Here is a 21,232-nt window from a genome sequence, read left to right as displayed (position 1 = left end):
TATTAAAGCTATGTATATGTATATACACTTATAAGTGTATTTGACTATATACAAGCATGCACTGCTGATTATTTCACTTAATTTATTGTCACAACAATAAATTTTTGATGAAGTTAAGAAATGTGTTTTCTGGTTAGTTTCTGGCAAAACTATTTCAGCTCATAGCCGAATAAATTAGCGTCCACTTCGGCTAAGTCGATATCTCCCAAGCCATATTCTTGCCAGCGTCGATCAACCATAGCTGCTACATCATCATCCGACTCTAGTGGTTCTCCCCATTGATGGTCAGTTTCTGGCGGAATCTTGGTGGTGGCATCAATACCCATGCGCCCACCTAAACCAATTTTTTCACTGGCAAAATCGAGGGTATCAAAAGGAGTATCGGGTAGAATAAAGACATCACGGGAAGGATCGACTTTGGAGCTAATTGCCCAAACTACTTGACGAGGATCGCGGATATTGATGTCCTTGTCTACGACAATCACAAACTTAGTGTAGGTAAACTGGGGTAATGCGCTCCAAAAAGCGAGGGCAGCCCTTCTCGCTTGTCCAGGATAGGCTTTATCAATCGAAATAATTGCGGCTTTGTAACTCAGCGCCTCCATCGGCAAGAAAAAATCGACAATTTCCGACACCTGCTGACGCAGAATTGGAGTATAAATACGGTTAAGGGCGATCGCCATCATCGCTTCTTCTTTGGGTGGACGACCGCTAAAGGTAGTTAAGTAGATGGGATTCTTGCGGTGAGTCATACAGTGAAAACGGACTAAGGGGGAATCTTCAACTCCGCCGTAGTAGCCCATATGGTCGCCAAAAGGTCCATCGGGTAACATTTCTCCTGGGGTAATTGTTCCTTCCAAAACAAACTCAGAATCCGCAGGCACTTCTAAATCAACAGTTTTACATTTAGCCAGCTTCACCCCACTGCCACCATATAAACCTGCAAACAACCACTCTGAGAGGTCTACAGGAATGGGGGTAGCTGCTGCCATAATAATCATTGGATCGACTCCTAAAGCGATCGCAATTTCTAGTTTTTTGCCTGCCTCGGCTGCCTTCCTCAAATGCCTTGCCCCACCACGCACCGATAGCCAATGAACGGTCATAGTATTCTTGGACTGAAGCTGAAGGCGATATACACCAACATTAGGCGTACCTGTTTCGACATCCTTGGTGATGACTAAACCCAAAGTGATTATTTTTCCCGCATCTCCCACATAAGGGCGAATCATCGGCACTCGGTTGAGATCGACATCTTCACCTTCAATCACTATCTGCTGGCAAGGCGGAAAAAAGTCTCTGACTGGCTTGGCTTTTAAAACATCAAATAGCACCTTCCCAAAATCTACCGCCTGCTTAATTTTCTTAGGGGGCTTGGGCTGTTGTAACATAGCCAGTTTAGAACCCAAGGTTTCTAACTCTTCTGGGGCTTCCATATTCATCGACCAGCAGATTCGCTCGACTGTCCCCATCAGATTGACTGCTACGGGAAAGGGAGATCCTTTAACATTTTCAAACAGCAAGCCAGGACCTCCTGCCTGTAACATGCGATTAGAAATTTCCGCAATTTCTAGTTCGGGATCGACTAATGCCGAAATGCGCCGAAGTTGACCCTTCGATTCCAAAATTTCGATAAATCCCCGTAAATCTCTAGCCATATTAAGAAATATAAACTTATCACTATATACATAGTCTAGAAGAGTTGGGGAAGAATCTACAATTTCTTTGCCAAACTGGATGAAAGATCCTGGCTCATTGCATCGATAATATTGTGTAAAGCTTCCATAAACACCTGTTCCGAGTTTGAATTCAAAGCATTTAACAAATAAGTCCTGCCCCCTTGTGGTTGGCAGAGAAATTGAACTACCTGATTTTTATTACTTATGTTATTCATGAACACTATTGGTTTATTGACATTGCCATTCAAAATCAAACCAAGCCCAATTATCTGGCTTTGTTTGATTACATCCATCTATTAAAAGTATGGTATCTAAGAGCAAAATTAAGCTCAATTAGTCATAATAACCGTTTATATTAGTAGTAACATGTTATGCCTGTGAACTACTTTGACCATTAATTACTGCTGCGCCGACTAAATGGGCTAGTCTTAAGGCTTCTGGTACTTTACCATGGTCTGTCAATTGAATTAAGGCTTGTGCAATAACTCTGGGCTGTTCACCATATACTTGAAAAAAGAATGGAGGATAGGCATAAATCTTCCCCGCCTGTTCCAGGATGAGCAATCTTTCCTCATAATTGGGCAATCTAGACATTGCTAGCTTCATTTTTGTGAGATTTGGCGGTTTTCTCATCATTGCCACACAGGGAAGTTCTAGTCTTTGAGCTAGCTGAGGAAGATCAACCAGGTTGAAGCCTCCAAAGCCAATCCCGTCGAGCAGAATTAAATGTAGCTGAGGCAAAAATTTCTTGCCGACTAGAAGTTGACAAATTGTTTTAGTAGCATCGTTACCATCAGCCTCAATCTTGCCCCATACCATCCCTTCAAAACGAGTATTAGTGCAAATTACGCCTGCTATACTTACCTTTTCCTGTTGATGACGCTTAAAAGGAGCATCATCAAATCCTATTGCTCTAATCTGCTTTTTTTGTCGTATCAGAGCTGCTAAATCCATAATTTTTATAGCACTTTTCAAGTAATCTAAATTTCACTATTTATTGCTGATCGCTCACTGAAAGAAGTCGTTGACAAGAGGCAAATGGTAGAATTATTACGAGTTATTAAATATTGCGATTTAATTGGGCAATCAAAGATTAGAAAGCAAATATAAATCAATTAGGAATAAGGATCATACATAAAAAATTACTATGCTGAAAAGACTGTTGGGCGACCCCAATGCGCGTAAGTTAAAGAAATTTCAGCCTTTAGTGGCAGAAATCAACCTGATTGAAGAGGACATCAAGAATCTATCCGACGAAGATTTGAAAGCCAAAACGGGCGAATTTCGCGAACAGTTGGCTAAGGGAAAAAACGACGATGAAATCAAAGAAATCCTTGATGATATTCTGCCTGAGGCTTTCGCTGTGGTTAGAGAAGCAGCGATTCGCGTCTTGGGATTGCGCCATTACGACGTGCAGTTGCTTGGTGGCATAGTATTATACAAAGGTCAGATTGCCGAAATGAAAACAGGGGAAGGTAAAACCTTAGTCTGTACCTTACCTGCTTATCTTTATGGTTTAACTGGTAAAGGAGTTCATGTTGTCACTGTTAACGATTATCTTGCTCGTCGAGATGCAGAATGGATGGGACAAGTTCACCGTTTCTTAGATCTGTCTGTTGGTCTAATTCAGTCGGGAATGAGTCCTGCTGAGAGAAGAAAAAACTATGCTTGCGATATTACCTATACTACTAATAGTGAGCTAGGGTTTGATTATCTGCGAGATAATATGGCTGTCTCCATGGAGGAAGTAGTACAGCGTCCTTTTAACTACTGTGTAATCGACGAGGTGGATTCGGTATTAATTGATGAAGCCAGAACTCCTTTAATTATCTCAGGGCAGGTGGAACGTCCTACAGAAAAGTATCTGCAAGCATCTCAAATAGCAGCACAGCTAACTAGACAAAAAGAAGATTACGATGAGGAACTAAATCCCCACGAGGGTGTTGGTGATTATGAAGTAGATGAGAAAGCGCGTAATGTTTTGATGACCGACGAAGGCTTTGCGCGGGTGGAAGAAATATTAGGGGTGAGTGATTTATACGATCCTGAAAATCCTTGGGCGCACTATATTTCTAATGCCATTAAAGCTAAAGAACTATTTACCAAAGACGTTAACTACTTGGTGCGTAATGATGAGATCGTCATCGTTGACGAGTTTACAGGACGGGTATTAGCTGGAAGACGTTGGAGTGATGGTCTGCATCAGGCAATTGAAGCAAAAGAGGGTGTAACAATTCAGAAAGAGACTCAAACCTTGGCGAGTATTACTTACCAAAACTTTTTCTTGCTCTACCCCACCTTGGCTGGGATGACTGGTACAGCTAAAACTGAGGAGACTGAATTTGAAAAAGTGTATAAACTTCAGGTAACAATTATTCCTACCAATTTGCCTTCTAAGCGTGCTGATTTAGCTGATGTCGTGTTTAAACAAGAAATTGGTAAATGGCAGGCAGTGGCTGAAGATACTGCTAACATGCATGAAAAAGGTCGCCCCGTACTGGTAGGTACTACTAGTGTGGAAAAATCGGAGTTGATTTCTAAGTTGTTGCTGGAAAAAGGTATTGAACATAATTTGCTCAACGCCAAACCTGAAAATGTGGAGCGGGAATCAGAAATTGTGGCACAAGCAGGCCGCAAAACTGCTGTAACCATCGCAACCAATATGGCTGGTCGTGGTACTGATATTATTTTGGGTGGTAATGCCGATTATATGGCAAGGCTCAAAGTTAGAGAGTATTTGATGCCTAAAATAGTTGCTCCTGAAGACGACAATTTCATGGCAGGAGTATCAGGACTAGATTTGGGTAAAGATACTCCCAAAGGTTTTGGTAACAGTAACAGTAATAATAAAAAAGTTAAAACCTGGAAAGCCTCGCCACAAATCTTTCCGACTGAACTATCAGCAGAAGCTCAGGATTTTTTGAAGGAAATGGTTAAATTTGCCGTTCAACAATATGGAGAACAAAGCTTACCCGAACTAGATGCCGAGGAAAAAATTGCCGTGGCTTCGGAAAATGCTCCTGTAGACGACCCTGTATTAGTTAAGCTCAGAGAAGCTTACAAAATGGTGCGTAAAGAGTATGAAGTGTTCACCGATGCTGAGCATAATGAGGTGATTGCTAACGGTGGACTACATGTAATCGGGACTGAGCGTCATGAATCTCGCCGAGTAGATAACCAGTTGCGAGGTCGTGCAGGGAGACAGGGTGACCCTGGTTCAACTAGATTCTTCCTCAGTTTACAGGATAACCTTTTACGGATCTTTGGTGGCGATCGCGTGGAAAAACTGATGAACATGATGCGAGTAGAAGACGACATGCCCATTGAATCTAAAATGCTCACCAACTCCCTCGAAGGAGCGCAAAAGAAAGTTGAGACTTTCTATTATGATACCCGTAAGCAGGTATTTGAATATGACGAGGTAATGAACAACCAACGTCGCGCTATTTATGCTGAACGTCGTCGTGTACTGGAAGGATTAGACCTTAAAGAACAGGTAATTCAGTATGCTGAAAAAACGATGGGCGAGATTGTCGATGCCTATATTAACCCTGAGTTACCTCCTGAAGAGTGGAAGCTAGACAAAATGGTGGATAAAGCCAAAGAGTTTATCTATCTGCTGGAAGACGTGAAGCCTGAACATTTAGAAGACATGACTGTTAATGAGATCAAAAACTTCCTCTGTGAAGAAGTCCGCAAGGCTTATGATATCAAAGAACATCAAATTGACAGTATGCAGCCTGGATTAATGCGCCAGGCAGAAAGATTCTTTATTCTGCAACAAATTGATACTCTCTGGCGAGAACATCTACAGGCAATGGATGCTCTACGAGATTCAATTGGACTGAGGGGTTATGGACAAAAAGACCCCTTAATTGAATATAAACAAGAAGGATATGAAATGTTTTTGGAGATGATGATTGATATTCGTCGTAATGTTGTTTATTCTCTCTTCCAGTTTAAGCCACAACCCCAGGCAGGAAACTAAGACTATTGTTTCACTAGTTTAATAGCTTTAAAGCCAGCGTTGATTGCTGGCTTTTTGTTTAGTTCTATTTAATTATCTAATCATCTGCGGGATCGGCGATAGGTTCAGCAGTAGCATTTTCCTGAGCAATAATCGCCCGTTTTTTTAGCTTTATAGTTAAATAGCGAATTGCATCTTCGCTCAACCGCATCATTCTTTCCAAAGGTGCATTTTGGCTACCATCGGCTTCATAGTTCATTTGTACGTAAATGCCGTCCAAATATTTGCCAACAGGATATGCAAGTCTTCTTTTACCTTTGACCTGAACCTCCAGGTTTTCAGCACCAGTTTCAGACAGATAATCTTGATATTTAGTAACCGCATCACCGACTTGATCTTCCGATAAATCGGGACGAAGGATATACATTAACTCGTACTTGTTGCTCATTTTACTTATTCTCCTTGTGGACAAAATGGCTTCTAAATTAGAAGCAAGGAATTACAATCTTACTATTACTTGATGCTCAATTACCAGGACTGTGCTGTAGAAAGAGCTAATCCATTAAAATTAGGCGCTCGCCAGGCGCTGTTAGGTTTAATAAGAGCCAACTTTAAGAGTATGATTTCTTAGTAACGGTAACGAAATAATTAGAAGTTTAATCTAGCTATGACACAACGCTATGTCCGTATTAAAACTAACCGCGAGCAGATTTATTATGGTGTGCTGAAGGCAAATCGTAGTGTATTAGTCTATGATGCTCCACCCTGGTTAAACGGACAAGAAACAGACATGGTGCTAGAGTCAGATACGTATCAATTACTTGCTCCTTGTGTCCCTTCCAAAATTGTTGCTGTGGGGAAAAACTATCTGAAGCACGCGGTCGAAATGGGTACACCTGTACCTAATGAACCCTTATTATTTCTTAAACCACCAACTACTATAGTGGCGGACACCCAAAGTATTATCTACCCCTTACAGTCACAGCAGGTAGATTACGAGGGAGAATTAGCTTTAATTATTGGCGATCGCTGTAGTAAAGTCAATCCCGAACAAGCAGCCAAAAGTATTTGGGGATACACTATTGCTAACGACGTAACCGCAAGAGATCTACAAAGAAAAGATAATCAGTGGACAAGAGCCAAAGGATTTGATACGTTTTGCCCTTTAGGACCCTGGATTGTCCGAGAAGTGAGCGTTGAGGCTACAATTCAAACTTTTATCAATGACGATCATGCTCCTCGCCAGTCTGCCGTGATTAGCGACATGGTTTTTAATCCAGATTTTCTCGTTTCCTACATTTCACAAATCATGACCTTGTTACCTGGAGACGTCGTTCTTACTGGTACTCCTGAAGGAGTTGGCTCAATTAAGCCTGGAGACTCGGTGAGAGTTGAAATTGAAGGCATTGGCTCTCTCTTGAATCAGGTTGCTTGATATTTGTTTTGATTCATTTGATTTAGCAGTGCTGTCATTAAGCTGTCATTAATCAGTTTTTTAATGACTTAAACTTGGGGCTGATTACCTTGGCAGTTGACTGTATACCGCAGCAGAGATGGTCGGAATTTCAGGATAGCGACCAAAAGCGCATTCTGCCATGCAAAACAAGCTTGCACCCGTAGCAATAATAAACACGAAACCGCCAATTAATCCGAGTCCCCCCAAAGTGCTAAAAATAATTGAAATTAAAGAAATGGCAATGCCAAACAAGATCGATTGCAAGGTATTAAACCGAATAAAGTAAGAAATCTTTTCGTTCTGGACTACTGCTAAGAATAAAACAAAAAAGACTACCAAACTGCCCAATCCCAGCGGGATAATTGCGTCAAAAACACCGTAAAGTAAAGAGATTGGCAACAAAATTAATTGCAAAAAGTTAAACATAGGGGCTAATGCAGGGACTTGAACTATTAATCCCATACCTATAGCCATAGCATCATAGATGGCAAACAAATATACGGCTGCTGCAAAAAAGCGGTCTTTAACGTCGGCTGAACCAAACCTTGCCATCTCAAATATGCTCCCAAAATCCAAAAGTTAACAGATCAAAATAATCAAATTTATTGAGGCAACAAAATATACCTCAACAGCTTATCCATATCACCATGATGTCTAGTATAACTAAACCGAAGATTTAGTTAATCCAGGTGACATTAAAACCCATTTGACACTCATAAACTTGAGCCTGTTTTGACCTTTGTAGCGATTGAATGACCTCCACAGACGCGCCTTGAGGTACAAATCCTCTAGGGCTTCGCGATTTCCCTCCAGGAACGCTTGGCGATCGCCTTTTGCCACATCCGAGCTTGCTATCATGCCAGCGAGGCAAACCACTTTGATCTGACATCACACAATTTTGGCAAACTTGTCGAGCAGACAAAATTTGCTGGTCTGCAATCATAACTATCATGATGTTGATCCTTTATTAGTTATATAGATTATTCTAATTTCTTCTGACTAAAATTAGACTTTTTGATACATGCTTTAACTAGCTAATAATCTTGAAAATAAGTAATCGAAATTTTTTTTTTTAGATGAATTGATGAATTATGGATAAAACTTGTGGTTTTCCTGGCTAGACTAGGCTATTTACTAAATTGATGGTTTTCAAAAGGACATTGAATTAGATAGCATAGATCATACTTACTTATCCTTAGCGAAAATTACAGAATCAGATAGTGAATCAAACTAATTTAGATTTTCTCCTAGAAACAGATCCCGAAATTGCAGAAATTATTGATTTAGAATTGGGTCGTCAGCGATCGCATTTGGAATTAATTGCCAGTGAAAACTTTACTTCTCCTGCGGTGTTGGCTGCCCAAGGTTCAGTCTTAACTAATAAATATGCTGAGGGTCTACCAGGAAAACGCTATTATGGCGGTTGCGAATTTGTAGATCGTGCCGAACAGCTAGCAATTGACCGCGCCAAGCAATTATTTGGGGCAGAGATGGCTAATGTGCAACCCCATTCAGGCGCTCAGGCAAACTTTGCGGTTTTTCTAACTCTATTAGAGCCTGGGGACACGATTATGGGTATGGACTTGTCCCACGGTGGACATTTGACCCATGGTTCTCCTGTCAACGTTTCAGGAAAATGGTTTAACGTTGTGCAATATGGCGTAAACCAAGAGACAGAACAGCTAGATTTCGATCAGATTAGAGCATTAGCGTTAAAAGAACGTCCTAAATTAATTATCTGTGGCTATTCTGCCTATCCCCGCACTATTGATTTTGTTAAATTTAGAGAAATTGCCGATGAAGTTGGCGCATATTTATTAGCTGATATTGCCCATATTGCTGGTTTAGTGGCAACAGGACACCATCCTAACCCAGTCCCCTATTGCGATGTGGTCACTACTACTACTCATAAAACCTTAAGAGGCCCTAGAGGGGGCTTGATTCTGACTCGCGATCCCGAATTAGGTAAAAAATTGAATAAATCAGTCTTTCCTGGTACTCAAGGTGGCCCTTTAGAACACGTCATTGCGGGTAAAGCAGTTGCCTTTGGGGAAGCTCTCAAACCAGAATTCAAAAATTATTCAGGTCAGGTAATTGCCAATGCCCGATCGATGGCTCAAGCTTTCAAAGCCAGAAATTTTAAGCTAGTATCTGACGGTACAGATAATCATCTTATTTTGGTTGACCTGCGTAGTATTGGCATGACAGGGAAAAAAGGAGATGCTTTAGTTAGTCAGGTAAATATTACCGCTAATAAAAACACCGTGCCTTTTGATTCGGAATCACCTTTTGTCACTAGTGGACTGCGTTTGGGTTCTCCCGCCATGACCACTAGAGGAATGGGGGGGACAGAGTTCCAAGAAATTGCTAATATTATCGCTGATAAACTACTTAGCCCTGAAGATGAGGCTGTACAACAAAACTGTTTGGATCGAGTAGCTACTTTATGCGATCGTTTTCCCCTCTATCCTTATTTACAAATTCCTGTACCTGCCAAGATATAGGAGTATGCTGAGGAAGGAGTAATGCGATCCGTGCGAGCAACAGCTTGATGCTATTAGAAAGTACACCTTATATTCCCCCTGGAACTTGAACTCAGATGCCTGTTGAACTATATCATCTGATTGCTTTTCTCACCTCTGTTACCTTCGTTTTATGGACGATACCCGATGTCAAAACTTTGGGTTTAAAGTTGGGTATCGTAGATCGACCAAACGCCAGGAAGATTCACCAAAACCCCGTTGTCCGTGTGGGCGGGGTTTCTATTTTTGCTGGCACTATTGCTGCTTTAGTAATTGTCTGGCTGCTTGGGGGATTTTCTGCCCTAGCTCCTGATAAAGTTACAGAAGTCTGGGCGGTAATTATTGGCAGCATTTTATTTTTTGGTATTGGTTTTGCTGACGATTTGTTTAATCTCACCCCCATTTCACGGTTACTAATGCAAGTTGCCGTGGCTACTGGTTGTTGGTGTATGGGAGTACGGATCGATTTTGTCTCCTTTCCTGTCTATTCTTTGGTTCAAATCTATTGGTTAAGTCTTCCTGTTACTGTTGTCTGGCTCGTGGGCATGGCAAATGCAATTAACTGGATTGATGGGGTTGATGGATTGGCGGCTGGGGTTTCAGGGATTGCTGCCTTTGTGATGTTAGTCGTTACCTTGTTTATGGATCAGCCTGCTGCGGGTTTAATTGCGGCAGCGATGGCAGGGGGCGCCCTGGGATTTTTGCGCTATAACTTTAATCCCGCTCAGATTTTTATGGGGGATGGTGGAGCATATTTTATGGGCTTTACCCTAGCAGCAGTCGGCGTAGTTGGCTTGGTTAAAACTACTGCTATTACCGCTGTTCTCTTGCCCTATCTAATTTTAGCCGTTCCTATTCTCGATATGTCGGCGGTAATTTTTTCCCGCATTAGTAAAGGAAAATCTCCTTTTATTGCTGATAAAAGTCATCTACATCACTGGTTGCTCAAAACGGGAATTTCCCAGCGTCAGACAGTATTGTTTATTTATACCCTAACTTTTTGGGTCGGCAGCTTGGCTCTTGGCTTTTCCAATATTCCTAGCGGTTGGGGATATGCAATTGGCGCAACAATGCTACTAGCTTGGCAACTTTGGCAAGTTAGGCAAGTCTGGAAAGAAGGACGCAGCAATAATCGGTAACAACATTAATAAATCAGATCAATGAGCGCAGAAGTTATTTGTATTGGTACAGAACTACTCTTAGGCGATATTTTAAACACCAACTGCCAATATTTAGCCCGAGAATTAGCTGACTTAGGTATTCCCCACTACTATCAAACGGTGGTAGGAGACAACGTGGAACGTATCCATCAAGTCATAGCGATCGCCATTAAACGCTCCTCAATTTTGATTTTTACTGGTGGTTTGGGTCCAACTCCTGATGATTTAACCACCGAAACAATTGCCAGTTTTTTTAATACTCCTCTGCAAGAAGAAGCTGCAATTATAAAAGATATTGAAGATAAATTTGCTTCAGTTGGACGAATTATGTCTCCTTCTAACCGTAAACAGGCGCTTATTCCTCAAGGTGCGACTACCTTACCTAACCCTATGGGGACAGCCCCAGGCATTATTTGGCAGCCCCAAGTAGGTATCACCATCATGACCTTTCCAGGAGTTCCTGCTGAGATGTATCGTATGTGGCAAGATACTGCCGTTCCCTTTCTTAAAAGTCAAGGTTGGGGCAAGGAAAGTATTTATAGTGAAATGATGCGCTTTCGGGGTATCGGTGAATCAGCTCTGGCAGAGAAAGTAGCCCATCTGTTTGATTCTCAGAATCCTACTGTTGCACCCTATGCGGGACAAGGAGAAGTACGCTTACGGGTAGCTGCTAAAGCAAGTTCTCCAGCAGAAGCCTCAGCAATGATCGAACCTATCGCTACAAAAATTAAGCAGATTGCGGGGTTAGATTATTTTGGCAGTAACGAAGAAACTCTCGCAGCGGTAGTCGGCAAATTATTAACTAATGCCCAGCAGACTCTGAGCGTTGCCGAATCATGTACTGGGGGTGGTTTGGGAGCAATGTTAACTGAGATTCCTGGTAGCTCTAGCTATTTTTTTGGGGGAGTAATTGCCTATGCAAATCAGGTTAAGCAGGCTCTTTTGAACGTAAATAGTCAAGATTTAGCTAAATATGGAGCGGTGAGCGATACTGTAGCGCAGCAGATGGCCGTGGGAGTAAAGCAGCGCTTACAAACGGACTGGGGCATTAGTATTACTGGCATAGCAGGACCAGGTGGAAATACTCCAGATAAACCTGTAGGACTGGTCTATATTGGTGTAGCTACCCCTGAAAATGAAAGCTTTAGTTATGATTACCGTTTTGGTCACCAAAGAGGTCGAGAGCTAGTGCGCTATCTCAGCTCTTGTACTGCTTTAGATTTATTAAGGCGCAAGCTAATCAAGGGTAGTTTGTCAGGGTAAGCTCATCTAATTTTGGATAAAACGCACTCGACAAAAACAGATGGATTAGAATTTAGTTGACAAAGAAGAAATTGCACAAGTCATAATCACAAACTGTTCATTAGTTATGAATGATGACTGTTCTCAAATGCTTTGGTCAATAGGCTTTGAGATCTCTTACCCTGCTATTCGCCCCTGCCTTCTGGCTTTTATTACTGTCCTAAGATAGTCAGTCTCACTGGTGCGACTCCTGAACTGATCATATTTAAAGCACTAGCAGCAGCAGCAGACAGATCAATTATTCGATCTCTGATAAAAGGACCGCGATCATTTATTCTCACTATTACTGAGCGACCATTCTGCAAATTTGTTACTTTAACTTTTGTGCCGAATTCTAGGTGAGGATGAGCGGCTGTCATTTCCTGCTGATCGTATGTTTCGCCATTAGCAGTTAAACGCCCATCAAAACCAGGACCATACCAAGATGCATTTCCGCTCACAGAATTGGCTATTAAAAGAGGCTCTTGTGCGGGAATGATTTGACGATTTTTAGATATTTTGGAGTAATCTTGTTGCCAAGCTTTTTTGGAATTTTGATGATTAGAAGCTTTTGGAAAAAATATATTTTGTCTAATTGCTTGTTTTTTTGCACTATTCAAAGCAGATGTTTTTATTGGCAATCTTTTTTTTCTGCTATTTGTTTGTGCCGTCACAATTGAGCTATTTAATAATACATTAGCAACAGATAAAAATGCTGTAATAGCAATAATTTTACTGTATTTTGAGTGTTTAAGCATTGTTCTTAGTTAGAAATTCGTATGTAATGGTATTTTTATAGGAGCAAATTTATATGGTTGTTTAATATTTGCATCCACATTGAATGTAGTAAATCCAAGACAAAAATATGCAATCACTTACCAAGAGTTGCAAGGTTTTGGCTGATTTAAATTAGAAATCATGGTTATTCTAAATACAAAAAAGGTAAAATTTGGAAAAAGAGATAAAAAGCTATTGAACTTATTTATTAATCAATTGAGTCTCGATCTCCTACTAAATTATTGTCAACAGAGTAAATTTAGGCGATCGCCGATACGCTTTACAGTGCAAAGTGAATTCTCTTTGGCTTAAGCAACAAAATTTCTGATTTAATATTTCTAGACGACAAGGGTAGTTATTTTGAGCTAGGCAATTAGATTTATGGACTATAAAGACGCTGGTGTTGATGTTGAGGCAGGACGCTCTTTCGTTAGTCAAATTCGTCAGGACGTTGAAAGCACTAATCGACCAGAGGTTTTAGGTGGCTTAGGTGGTTTTGGCGGTTATTTTCAGATGCCATCAGGATATCAACAACCTGTTTTGGTTTCAGGGACAGATGGAGTTGGGACTAAGCTCAAAGTTGCTCAAGCAATTAACCGTCACGATACGGTGGGCATCGATCTTGTCGCAATGTGCGTCAATGATATTTTGACCTCTGGTGCAGAACCTCTTTTCTTTTTAGATTATTTGGCTACAGGTAAACTCAACTCTCAACAACTAGCGGAGGTAGTTAAGGGAATTGCTCAAGGGTGTCGTCTTAGCGGTTGCGCTCTTTTGGGGGGAGAAACGGCAGAAATGCCTGGGTTTTATCAGTTAGGGGAATATGACTTAGCTGGATTTTGTGTTGGCGTAGTGGAGAAAAGCAAGCTGCTGGATGGGTCGCGGGTACAGATTGGTGATGTGGCCATTGGGCTAGCCAGTGCAGGACTTCACAGCAACGGTTTTAGTTTAGTCAGGAAGATCATAGAAACAGGGGGTTATTCTTGGTCAGATACACCAGCAATATTCAAGGGGAATAGTTTGGGGGCAGAATTAATTACGCCCACGCAAATTTATGTTAGACCGATCTTAGAATTGCTGAAAACGGAAATTGAAGTACACAGCATGGCGCATATTACTGGTGGGGGGTTACCAGAAAATCTACCTCGGTGTTTAAATCAAGAACAGTCGATTGAAGTGAAGCAGGACAGCTGGACAATTCCGCCCGTTTTTAATTGGTTAGCTCAAGCAGGGAAAATTCAACCAGAAGCAATGTTTAATACTTTTAATATGGGTATTGGCTTTGTGGTTATTGTTCCATTAGAACAAACTAATTTGGCTCTAGACTGGTTTAAAGGGCAAAATATTACCGCCTTCCAAATTGGTCAGGTAGTATCGGGAGACGGCACATTATCTTTCAGTTAAAGCGATCGCTTTAAATTATTTGTAGGGGCGAACGATTGTTAGTCCCTAGATAATCATGAATAATTAATAATGCAGCGGAATAGTTAACAACGGCATCAGCAAAAGACATAACCAACTCCAGTTATACCAACGATTGTCAGGAACAGATTCAGTCTGGTTTAACAAAGAGGAGATTCTTTCACTAAGGCGATCGCCAATTTGAGCATCATTTAAGCTAACACAGCAAAGAGGAGATTCTAAAGGAGCTTTGGCTACTGCTAACAAGGATTCTGCTAGCAATAGGAAATCAACTGATTCGGCTGCTTTGCGATCTGCTCTTAATTCTCTAAGTAACAGCAACTCTTGCCACAATAATTCTGTATTAGGTAACCAAAAACTAAAAGAACGTATCCAGCCTAACCAGAAAAACCAAAAGGTATCACGATATTCTACATGAGCTTGTTCGTGAGCAATTACTGCTGTTATATGTTCGCTATCTAAAGTAGTTAATAAACCCCTGCTAATCACTAACTGCGACTTCCAGAAACCAATCTGGGCGCTGTAAGGTAAATCAAACTCTAGAATTCGAGCGGCTGTTTGACCAATAACTTGGGTTGGATAGTTACGAACTTGACGAATCGAGCGATCGCCTTGAATAGCTAATTTAACCAAGCAACCACTGGCAAATAAAATTAAACCAGCTGAAATAAAACAGCCGACAGAACCAGCTTTAACTCCCAACATTTCTCCATGACAACCCATATACAATACGGTAATTGCCGTTGTCAGCAGCAATAATCCAGGAAAACAAAACAGAAACAAAGTTTTATACCAGCGTTGTGACCATTCTCCAGAGGAGGGAGTTGATTGATAACGGATGATTGTCGCCAGAATAACGACGGTTGAAATTGCTAGCAAATGCATTAGCTTTGCTCCTCTCTTTGACGACGAATATTGTTAAGACGCGAGGCGATCGCTTCGATTTGCTCTAGACTGGCAGTATCCAGGCTATCAGCAAAAGCTGCCACCACATCAGGATTGCTTACCGCTAAAAAACCATTAAGCTGTTCGTAGGAACGAAGTACCTGGGCTTGTTCCCGTGAGATCAGAGGCTGCCAAGAAAAAGCTTTGCCTTTTTTACTGCACTTAAGCCAGCCTTTACTAGTTAATCGCTGTAGCACCGTAGTTACTGAAGTATAAGCTAGCTCACGATCGGGATCTTTTAAAATTTGCTCGTGGACATTTTTAACCGTAGCTACTTTTAAATCCCAGATTATATCCAGTATTTCCGCTTCTAATGGGCCTAAAGACAACTTTTTGGGTCGATATTGAGGTAATGATGCCATTAACTATAAAACTATACCGTGATCTAAATAATCTGTTAATCTGTTTAAATTTTACCTGCTTTACCTACTTTTAATTAAATTGCGTTACTTCTAACTTTTGACTTTTCAGTCAGCCTATCAAGAGCTTATAGTGCTAGACTAGTATACGCAAAATAAACAATTCACACATTCAGGCTTTCGGGTGTTTTTAGCTTAATTAAAAATGTCCCTGAATGGAGGATTAACCCGAAGGAGTAAAAAAATAATATGCCAGTAGTTTCTCTCGCAGAACTTTTAGAATCGGGGGTTCACTTCGGTCATCAGACCCGTCGTTGGAATCCACGGATGTCTCAGTACATCTATACTGCTCGTAACGGTGTACATATCATTGACTTGGTGCAAACTGCCCAGTTAATGGAAGAAGCCTATGACTATATGCGCTCCTCTTCAGAGCGAGGTAAGCGAGTTCTTTTTGTTGGTACTAAACGCCAAGCAGCCGGAATTATTGCTCAAGAAGCGTCTCGCTGTGGTGCTTTCTACGTCAACCAAAGATGGTTGGGGGGAATGCTAACTAACTGGGAAACCATTAAAACCAGAGTAGAAAGACTCAAAGAAATTGAAAATCTAGAAGAAACTGGCGCTTTAGACAGAAGACCCAAGAAAGAGGCTTCAGTATTGCGTCGTGAGATGAGTAAATTACAAAAATATTTAGGTGGCATCAAAATGATGCGTAAAGTGCCTGATATTGTCGTAATTATCGATCAAAAGCGGGAACACAATGCGATCGCTGAATGCCAAAAGCTAGGTATTCCTGTGGTTTCCCTTTTGGATACCAACTGCGATCCTTTAGTAGCCGATGTGGCAATTCCTGCCAATGATGATGCCATCCGTTCGATCAAGCTAATCGTAGGCAAACTAGCAGACGCTATTTATGAAGGTCGCCATGGTCAGCCAGATAATCAGGATGATTATGATGAGCTTGAGGAAGGAGTCGACACAGACGAATATCCTAGCGCAGAAGAAGAAGCGGAAGAACCCGAAGAAGTGGATGCCGATAGCGAAGAATAGACTTAATCTCAACAACTAAACTGCTAGTAAATAGAGATTAGTCACAACACTTACAGGACTTATACATTAATCTATGCTGTTGATTGTATAAGTCCTGAATCATCTAAAATTAGATCTGTGGACTAAAATCACGTCCGCGAAGAAGAGAAGAATAGATATTAGCTAATCTGATGATTAGAGCTTCTGCCAACATAATTTAAAATTATTTTGTCGTCACTAGAATTAAATTAAAACAGAAAAATATGGCAACTATATCGGCAAAAGTAGTCAAAGAACTCCGCGAAAAAACTGGCGCGGGGATGATGGATTGTAAAAAAGCCTTGAGCGAAAATGAAGGCGACATGACCAAAGCGATCGAATGGTTGCGTCAAAAAGGAACTATTTCTGCTGATAAAAAACAAGGTCGTGTTGCGGCAGAAGGATTGGTAGAGAGCTACATTCATACTGGCGGAAGAATCGGCGTGTTGGTAGAAGTAAACTGCGAAACAGATTTTGTGGCGCGTCGTGAAGAATTTCAACAGTTAGTCAAAAATATTGCCATGCAGATTGCGGCTTGTCCTAACGTAGAATTCGTGAGAACCAGCGATATTCCTGAAAGCACCGTGGCTAAGGAAAAAGAAATTGAAATGGGTCGAGATGACCTAGAGGGTAAACCAGATAATATTAAAGAAAAAATTGTTACTGGTAGAATCGACAAGCGTTTAAACGAAATTGCTTTGTTACCTCAACCTTATATTCGTGACCAGAGTATTACTGTCGAAGAATTAGTCAAACAGAGTATATCTCAGTTGGGAGAAAACATTCAGGTGCGTCGTTTTGTTCGCTTTGTCTTGGGAGAAGGGATTGAAAAAGTAGAATCCAACTTCGCTGATGAAGTGGCTGCTCAAACAGGACAAAAATAGAGCAAAACCAATTTGTGGTAGAAATTACCATCCCACTAGTCGTAGGCTGCATCAAACTTTTAAGATTCCCATCTAGTTTAATGCTTGTTCTACGACTTTTGCTTTTTTTGAAAGATGGAATTAAGATAAACTAGCTACGCATTATCAGGTTGCTATTCAGTCCTAATCAGTCCTAATCATCTGTCCCGTGAACACACATAAAATATAGGATGACAAAATCGATTCAGCAAGTAAAGCAAAACCTCGAAAATTTAAAATCACAAGTAGCCGAAACCGCGACTGAACTTGAGGCGCTACATGGCGGCTACCTAGAACTTTTAGGTCATTCCCTGAAACAACAGCTAATTTTAGCTTGCTATCAAATTTGCACTCAAATTTATCCTCAATCATTTATTAATTTGTCTTTGAGCGCTAAACAAGATCTACAGCAAAAACTCAGACAGCTTAGTCTTGCTCTTAAGCCACAACTAAGCGAAATTATTACCCGAAAAGAACTAGAGCCAAAACCCTCACAATTGAACTTGATGGCAGAGTTAATTAAAAAATTACCTAAGTCAACCAGAGAAGGAGAAGCGGAGAACACTTTAGCGCAAAACGATTTAGAGTTAATTAAAGCCGAAATAGCCAATCTGGAAAATATTGGAGACCTAGAAAATATTGAATTGATTGCGATCGATACTAGCTTAAATGAGGAGCTTGAGCCAGATAATTTCCCCGAAGAAGTAATCAAGGAAAAAATAGACTTTGAAAACCCTGAGCATTTAATTTCATGGCATCAGCAGATTGAACGTGACATTAAAAAAACCCTCGATGAAACTTCCAAGAAAGTTAATCAGCTACTTCAAGGGTCGAAAATTATTCCCGATCGCCTGCCAAATAAAGTTATTGATGTGGCAATGCAGGCAGATGTTGCCAAAGGCATGAGAAATAATTCTCACCCGCCTCAAGTTGCTCATGTGATGAATTTGACAATTGAAAATGACAAAAGTAAAAAATCAAAAACAGGGAAAAAATCACTGCAAATCAGTCTATTGCGTTTGCGTTTAGCAGAAGTAGAATTTTCCGACCATCTTTTAAATGCCAAGCGGGGACAAATTCGCAACCTGATGAGTAAAGTGAAAAAACTTGACAGTCAATATCGAGCAATTCAACAAGAACTTGCCATAATCGAGGCGCAGGCTGCTTGGCGCTCAAGTTGGTATGAGGATTGAATTGAGCGTATACTTCTGCCTGAGTAAATACTATTTATTCACTCTCTAAATTGAGTGTAGTCATAACGACTATGAATAAAAGCTATAATTTTAGTAAGCAAAAGTAGCTCGATCAAACTTTGATTTGTGATCCCTCAGACAAATGGCTAAACTAGCAAAACGACGCTCGGAAAATATTAGTGGTAATTTTTACGTAGATAGCACCTGCATCGATTGCGATACATGTCGCTGGATGGCTTCAGAAATTTTCACAGAAGTCGGGGAACAATCAGCCGTATATCAGCAACCAAGTAACGAAATAGAACAGCTTAAAGCGATGCAAGCATTGTTATCCTGTCCTACAGCTTCAATCGGAACGGTAGAAAAACCAAAAGATATTAAAGTTGCACAACAAAGCTTACCTATTTTGATTGCAGATAAGGTATATCACTGTGGCTATCATGCAGAAAATTCTTACGGCGCAGCCAGTTATTTTATTCAAAGAGCAGAAGGTAATATTTTAGTTGACTCACCTCGATATTCTCCTCCTTTGGTGAAAAGATTAGAAGCAATGGGGGGTATACGCTACTTATATTTAACCCATCGAGATGATGTTGCCGATCATCAAAAATTTCATGACCATTTCCAATGCGATCGCATTCTTCATAGTGACGATATTACTTCAGATACTAAAGCTGTGGAAATTCAACTTCAAGGTATCGACCCAATTCAATTTAGCGACGATGTTTTAATTATTCCCGTACCAGGACATAGTAAAGGACATACAGTACTACTTTACGACCAGAAATTTTTATTTACAGGCGATCATTTAGCTTGGTCGAAATATCTCAATCATCTTTATGCCTTTCGCGCCTATTCTTGGTATTCATGGAAGGAACAAGTGCGGTCAATGGAAAAATTGGCAAATTACTCTTTTGAATGGGTCTTACCAGGACATGGTCGTCGCTTTGAGGGCGATCGCGCCACCATGAAACAGCAAATGCAGATATGTTTGAATTGGATGAAAAACCCAGTTGATACCAGTCATTAGTCACATTAGTCACATTAGTCACATTAGTCACATTAGTCACATTAGTCACATTGTCCTGCTAGACAATTTAAGCATGATAGCTTTATTTACGCCCACGTCTACTAGAGAATGGGAGTGTCAACAAAGCCCTATTTTCAGCGAGAATATGTAGACAAAAGAAATTTGTGCATTGGGTGGAGAGCGAGTTAGAGTGAATCAACTATCAACAAATAAGTTAAGTCATAATCAGATTAAAGATCGCCAGTATCATTGGCGTTTTTGGGCAAACGTGCCGATTTATCCTTATAGTAAGCGTCGTACAATTCGGCAAGAAATCTTACCCAACACAATCTGGACTTTCGATCAACTACAGGGTATTTTCTATGTGGTAGTACCAATTCGTATGACCGTGATTAGGTTAGACCAAGGAGGACTCCTCGTATACGCTCCCGTTGCCCCTACTCAGCAGTGCATCGATTTAGTACAGGAGTTGGTAGCAGAACATGGAGAGGTAAAATATATTATCTTGCCCACTATCTCTGGACTAGAGCATAAATATTTTGTTGGTCCGTTTGCGCGCAAGTTTCCTCAAGCAACAGTATTTGTTGCCCCAAAACAGTGGAGTTTTCCTGTGAATCTGCCCTTAAGCTGGCTGGGGTTTCCTCCTCAGCGCACCCAAGTTTTACCTACCGACAGTAGCCAAACCCCCTTTGCTGATGAGTTTGATTACGCTATTTTAGGTGATATAGATCTTAGATTAGGTCAATTTGAGGAAGTGGCTTTTTTCCATAAGCGATCGCAAACTTTGTTAGTAACAGACTCGATTGTCTCAATTCCCAATCGCCCACCCGAAATCATTGAACAGGACTTGTTTCCTTTGCTGTTTCATGCCCGTGAAAATGGTCGCGAGCAGATTACAGATACCCCTGAAAATCGCCTCAAGGGTTGGCAAAGAATTTGCTTATTTGCGATGTATTTTCGCTCTAGTGTCCTGGATATACCTTCGTTGGGTAAGATCTTTCAGGATGCTTGGCGATCGCCTAACAAATCGGCTCAAGCTTATTGGGGTTTGTTTCCTTTTCAGTGGCAACCCAATTGGCAAGATGCTTTTGCTCAATTACGCCAAGATGGTCGGTTATTAGTCGCCCCCATCCTACAGACCCTAATTCTTAATCGCGCCCCGAAAGAAACCCTCGCATGGGCGGATAAAGTTGCGAGTTGGAATTTCCAGCGAGTCATCTCCTGTCATTTTACAGCTCCTGTTGCTGCCACCTCCACAGAGTTTCGTCGTGCCTTTAATTTTTTGCAGGCAGATAGTTTAGATAAGTTACCTGAAGCTGATTTAGCCACTTTGAAAAAGATTGATGCTTTCCTCTACAAACCTGGAATTGTCCCTCCTCCACAGCCACTATTGAGTAGTAGGTAGTAGGTAGTAGGTAGTAGGTAGTAGGTAGTAGGTAGTAGGTAGTAGGTAGTAGGTAGTAGGTAGTAG

General features: G+C 41.0%; 19 protein-coding genes and 1 pseudogene. 11 read left to right on the top strand and 9 right to left on the bottom strand.

Annotated features, from left to right (window positions below):
- Positions 1–149: 149 nt before the first annotated feature.
- The 3 genes from C7B62_RS05470 to C7B62_RS05460 form a co-directional block, all read right to left on the bottom strand.
- Positions 150–1,658 carry a UbiD family decarboxylase gene (locus C7B62_RS05470; RefSeq protein ID WP_106233614.1) on the bottom strand — a complete coding sequence of 503 codons (1,509 nt, stop codon included), beginning with the start codon at positions 1,656–1,658 and terminating at the stop codon, positions 150–152.
- A 56-nt stretch (positions 1,659–1,714) separates the two neighbouring features.
- Entirely contained in the window at positions 1,715–1,972 is a 258-nt protein-coding gene (locus C7B62_RS05465) for a hypothetical protein (RefSeq protein WP_106233613.1), read from the bottom strand.
- A gap of 76 nt (positions 1,973–2,048) precedes the next feature.
- Complete coding sequence (locus tag C7B62_RS05460; RefSeq protein WP_106233612.1) at positions 2,049–2,633, bottom strand: DUF99 family protein; 585 nt, start codon at positions 2,631–2,633, stop codon at positions 2,049–2,051.
- 193 nt (positions 2,634–2,826) lie between these two features.
- On the opposite strand from C7B62_RS05460, the gene secA reads away from it, so the two are divergent.
- Complete coding sequence (gene secA / locus C7B62_RS05455; RefSeq protein ID WP_106233611.1) at positions 2,827–5,667, top strand: preprotein translocase subunit SecA; 2,841 nt, start codon at positions 2,827–2,829, stop codon at positions 5,665–5,667.
- 76 nt (positions 5,668–5,743) lie between these two features.
- Here the strand turns inward: secA and rpsF are convergent, their stop codons facing one another.
- Positions 5,744–6,094, bottom strand: coding sequence for a 30S ribosomal protein S6 (rpsF, locus tag C7B62_RS05450; RefSeq protein WP_106233610.1), 351 nt, complete (start codon positions 6,092–6,094; stop codon positions 5,744–5,746).
- A 219-nt stretch (positions 6,095–6,313) separates the two neighbouring features.
- Between rpsF and C7B62_RS05445 the strand changes: the two genes are divergently transcribed.
- A complete protein-coding gene (locus C7B62_RS05445; protein WP_106233609.1) occupies positions 6,314–7,081 on the top strand; it encodes a fumarylacetoacetate hydrolase family protein in 768 nt (255 codons plus the stop codon).
- A gap of 84 nt (positions 7,082–7,165) precedes the next feature.
- Here the strand turns inward: C7B62_RS05445 and C7B62_RS05440 are convergent, their stop codons facing one another.
- Positions 7,166–7,654 carry a Tic20 family protein gene (locus C7B62_RS05440; protein ID WP_106233608.1) on the bottom strand — a complete coding sequence of 163 codons (489 nt, stop codon included), beginning with the start codon at positions 7,652–7,654 and terminating at the stop codon, positions 7,166–7,168.
- 124 nt (positions 7,655–7,778) lie between these two features.
- Entirely contained in the window at positions 7,779–8,054 is a 276-nt protein-coding gene (locus C7B62_RS05435) for a hypothetical protein (protein WP_106233607.1), read from the bottom strand.
- A 268-nt stretch (positions 8,055–8,322) separates the two neighbouring features.
- Between C7B62_RS05435 and glyA the strand changes: the two genes are divergently transcribed.
- The 3 genes from glyA (at position 8,323) to C7B62_RS05420 (ending at position 12,047) form a co-directional block, all read left to right on the top strand.
- Positions 8,323–9,606 (top strand): serine hydroxymethyltransferase, encoded by a 1,284-nt coding sequence (glyA, locus tag C7B62_RS05430; protein WP_106233606.1) that lies wholly within the window; start codon positions 8,323–8,325, stop codon positions 9,604–9,606.
- 95 nt (positions 9,607–9,701) lie between these two features.
- Entirely contained in the window at positions 9,702–10,763 is a 1,062-nt protein-coding gene (locus tag C7B62_RS05425; protein WP_106233605.1) for a glycosyltransferase family 4 protein, read from the top strand.
- Positions 10,764–10,784: 21 nt separating this feature from the next.
- Complete coding sequence (locus C7B62_RS05420; RefSeq protein WP_106233604.1) at positions 10,785–12,047, top strand: competence/damage-inducible protein A; 1,263 nt, start codon at positions 10,785–10,787, stop codon at positions 12,045–12,047.
- 191 nt (positions 12,048–12,238) lie between these two features.
- Here C7B62_RS05420 and C7B62_RS27070 read toward each other — a convergent pair.
- Positions 12,239–12,520 (bottom strand): annotated as a pseudogene (locus C7B62_RS27070) (septal ring lytic transglycosylase RlpA family protein); the annotation flags it as partial.
- Positions 12,521–13,223: 703 nt separating this feature from the next.
- On the opposite strand from C7B62_RS27070, the gene purM reads away from it, so the two are divergent.
- Positions 13,224–14,246, top strand: coding sequence for a phosphoribosylformylglycinamidine cyclo-ligase (purM, locus tag C7B62_RS05410; protein WP_106233602.1), 1,023 nt, complete (start codon positions 13,224–13,226; stop codon positions 14,244–14,246).
- Between the two features lie 63 nt (positions 14,247–14,309).
- Here the strand turns inward: purM and C7B62_RS05405 are convergent, their stop codons facing one another.
- Positions 14,310–15,149, bottom strand: coding sequence for a M56 family metallopeptidase (locus C7B62_RS05405; RefSeq protein ID WP_106233601.1), 840 nt, complete (start codon positions 15,147–15,149; stop codon positions 14,310–14,312).
- The gene (locus C7B62_RS05400) at positions 15,149–15,571 is read right to left on the bottom strand and encodes a BlaI/MecI/CopY family transcriptional regulator (protein WP_106233600.1); all 423 of its coding nucleotides are present in this window, start codon (positions 15,569–15,571) and stop codon (positions 15,149–15,151) included. Before C7B62_RS05400 ends, C7B62_RS05405 begins: the two co-directional genes overlap by 1 nt.
- Positions 15,572–15,817: 246 nt before the next feature.
- Between C7B62_RS05400 and rpsB the strand changes: the two genes are divergently transcribed.
- The 5 genes from rpsB to C7B62_RS05375 all read left to right on the top strand — a co-directional run bounded on the left by rpsB (position 15,818) and on the right by C7B62_RS05375 (position 21,166).
- A complete protein-coding gene (rpsB, locus tag C7B62_RS05395) occupies positions 15,818–16,618 on the top strand; it encodes a 30S ribosomal protein S2 (RefSeq protein WP_106233599.1) in 801 nt (266 codons plus the stop codon).
- Positions 16,619–16,860: 242 nt separating this feature from the next.
- The gene (gene tsf / locus C7B62_RS05390; RefSeq protein ID WP_106233598.1) at positions 16,861–17,520 is read left to right on the top strand and encodes a translation elongation factor Ts; all 660 of its coding nucleotides are present in this window, start codon (positions 16,861–16,863) and stop codon (positions 17,518–17,520) included.
- 209 nt (positions 17,521–17,729) lie between these two features.
- Entirely contained in the window at positions 17,730–18,731 is a 1,002-nt protein-coding gene (locus tag C7B62_RS05385) for a hypothetical protein (RefSeq protein ID WP_106233597.1), read from the top strand.
- A 142-nt stretch (positions 18,732–18,873) separates the two neighbouring features.
- Complete coding sequence (locus tag C7B62_RS05380) at positions 18,874–19,761, top strand: MBL fold metallo-hydrolase (RefSeq protein ID WP_106233596.1); 888 nt, start codon at positions 18,874–18,876, stop codon at positions 19,759–19,761.
- Positions 19,762–19,951: 190 nt separating this feature from the next.
- Positions 19,952–21,166, top strand: coding sequence for a DUF4336 domain-containing protein (locus tag C7B62_RS05375; protein WP_106233634.1), 1,215 nt, complete (start codon positions 19,952–19,954; stop codon positions 21,164–21,166).
- The last annotated feature ends 66 nt before the right edge of the window (positions 21,167–21,232 follow it).

The organism is Pleurocapsa sp. CCALA 161 (assembly GCF_003003995.1).
In the GTDB taxonomy this organism is placed as follows: Bacteria; Cyanobacteriota; Cyanobacteriia; order Cyanobacteriales; family Xenococcaceae; genus Waterburya.
Note: the sequence above shows the minus strand (reverse complement) of the source record. Positions and strands in the feature narration are given on the sequence as shown.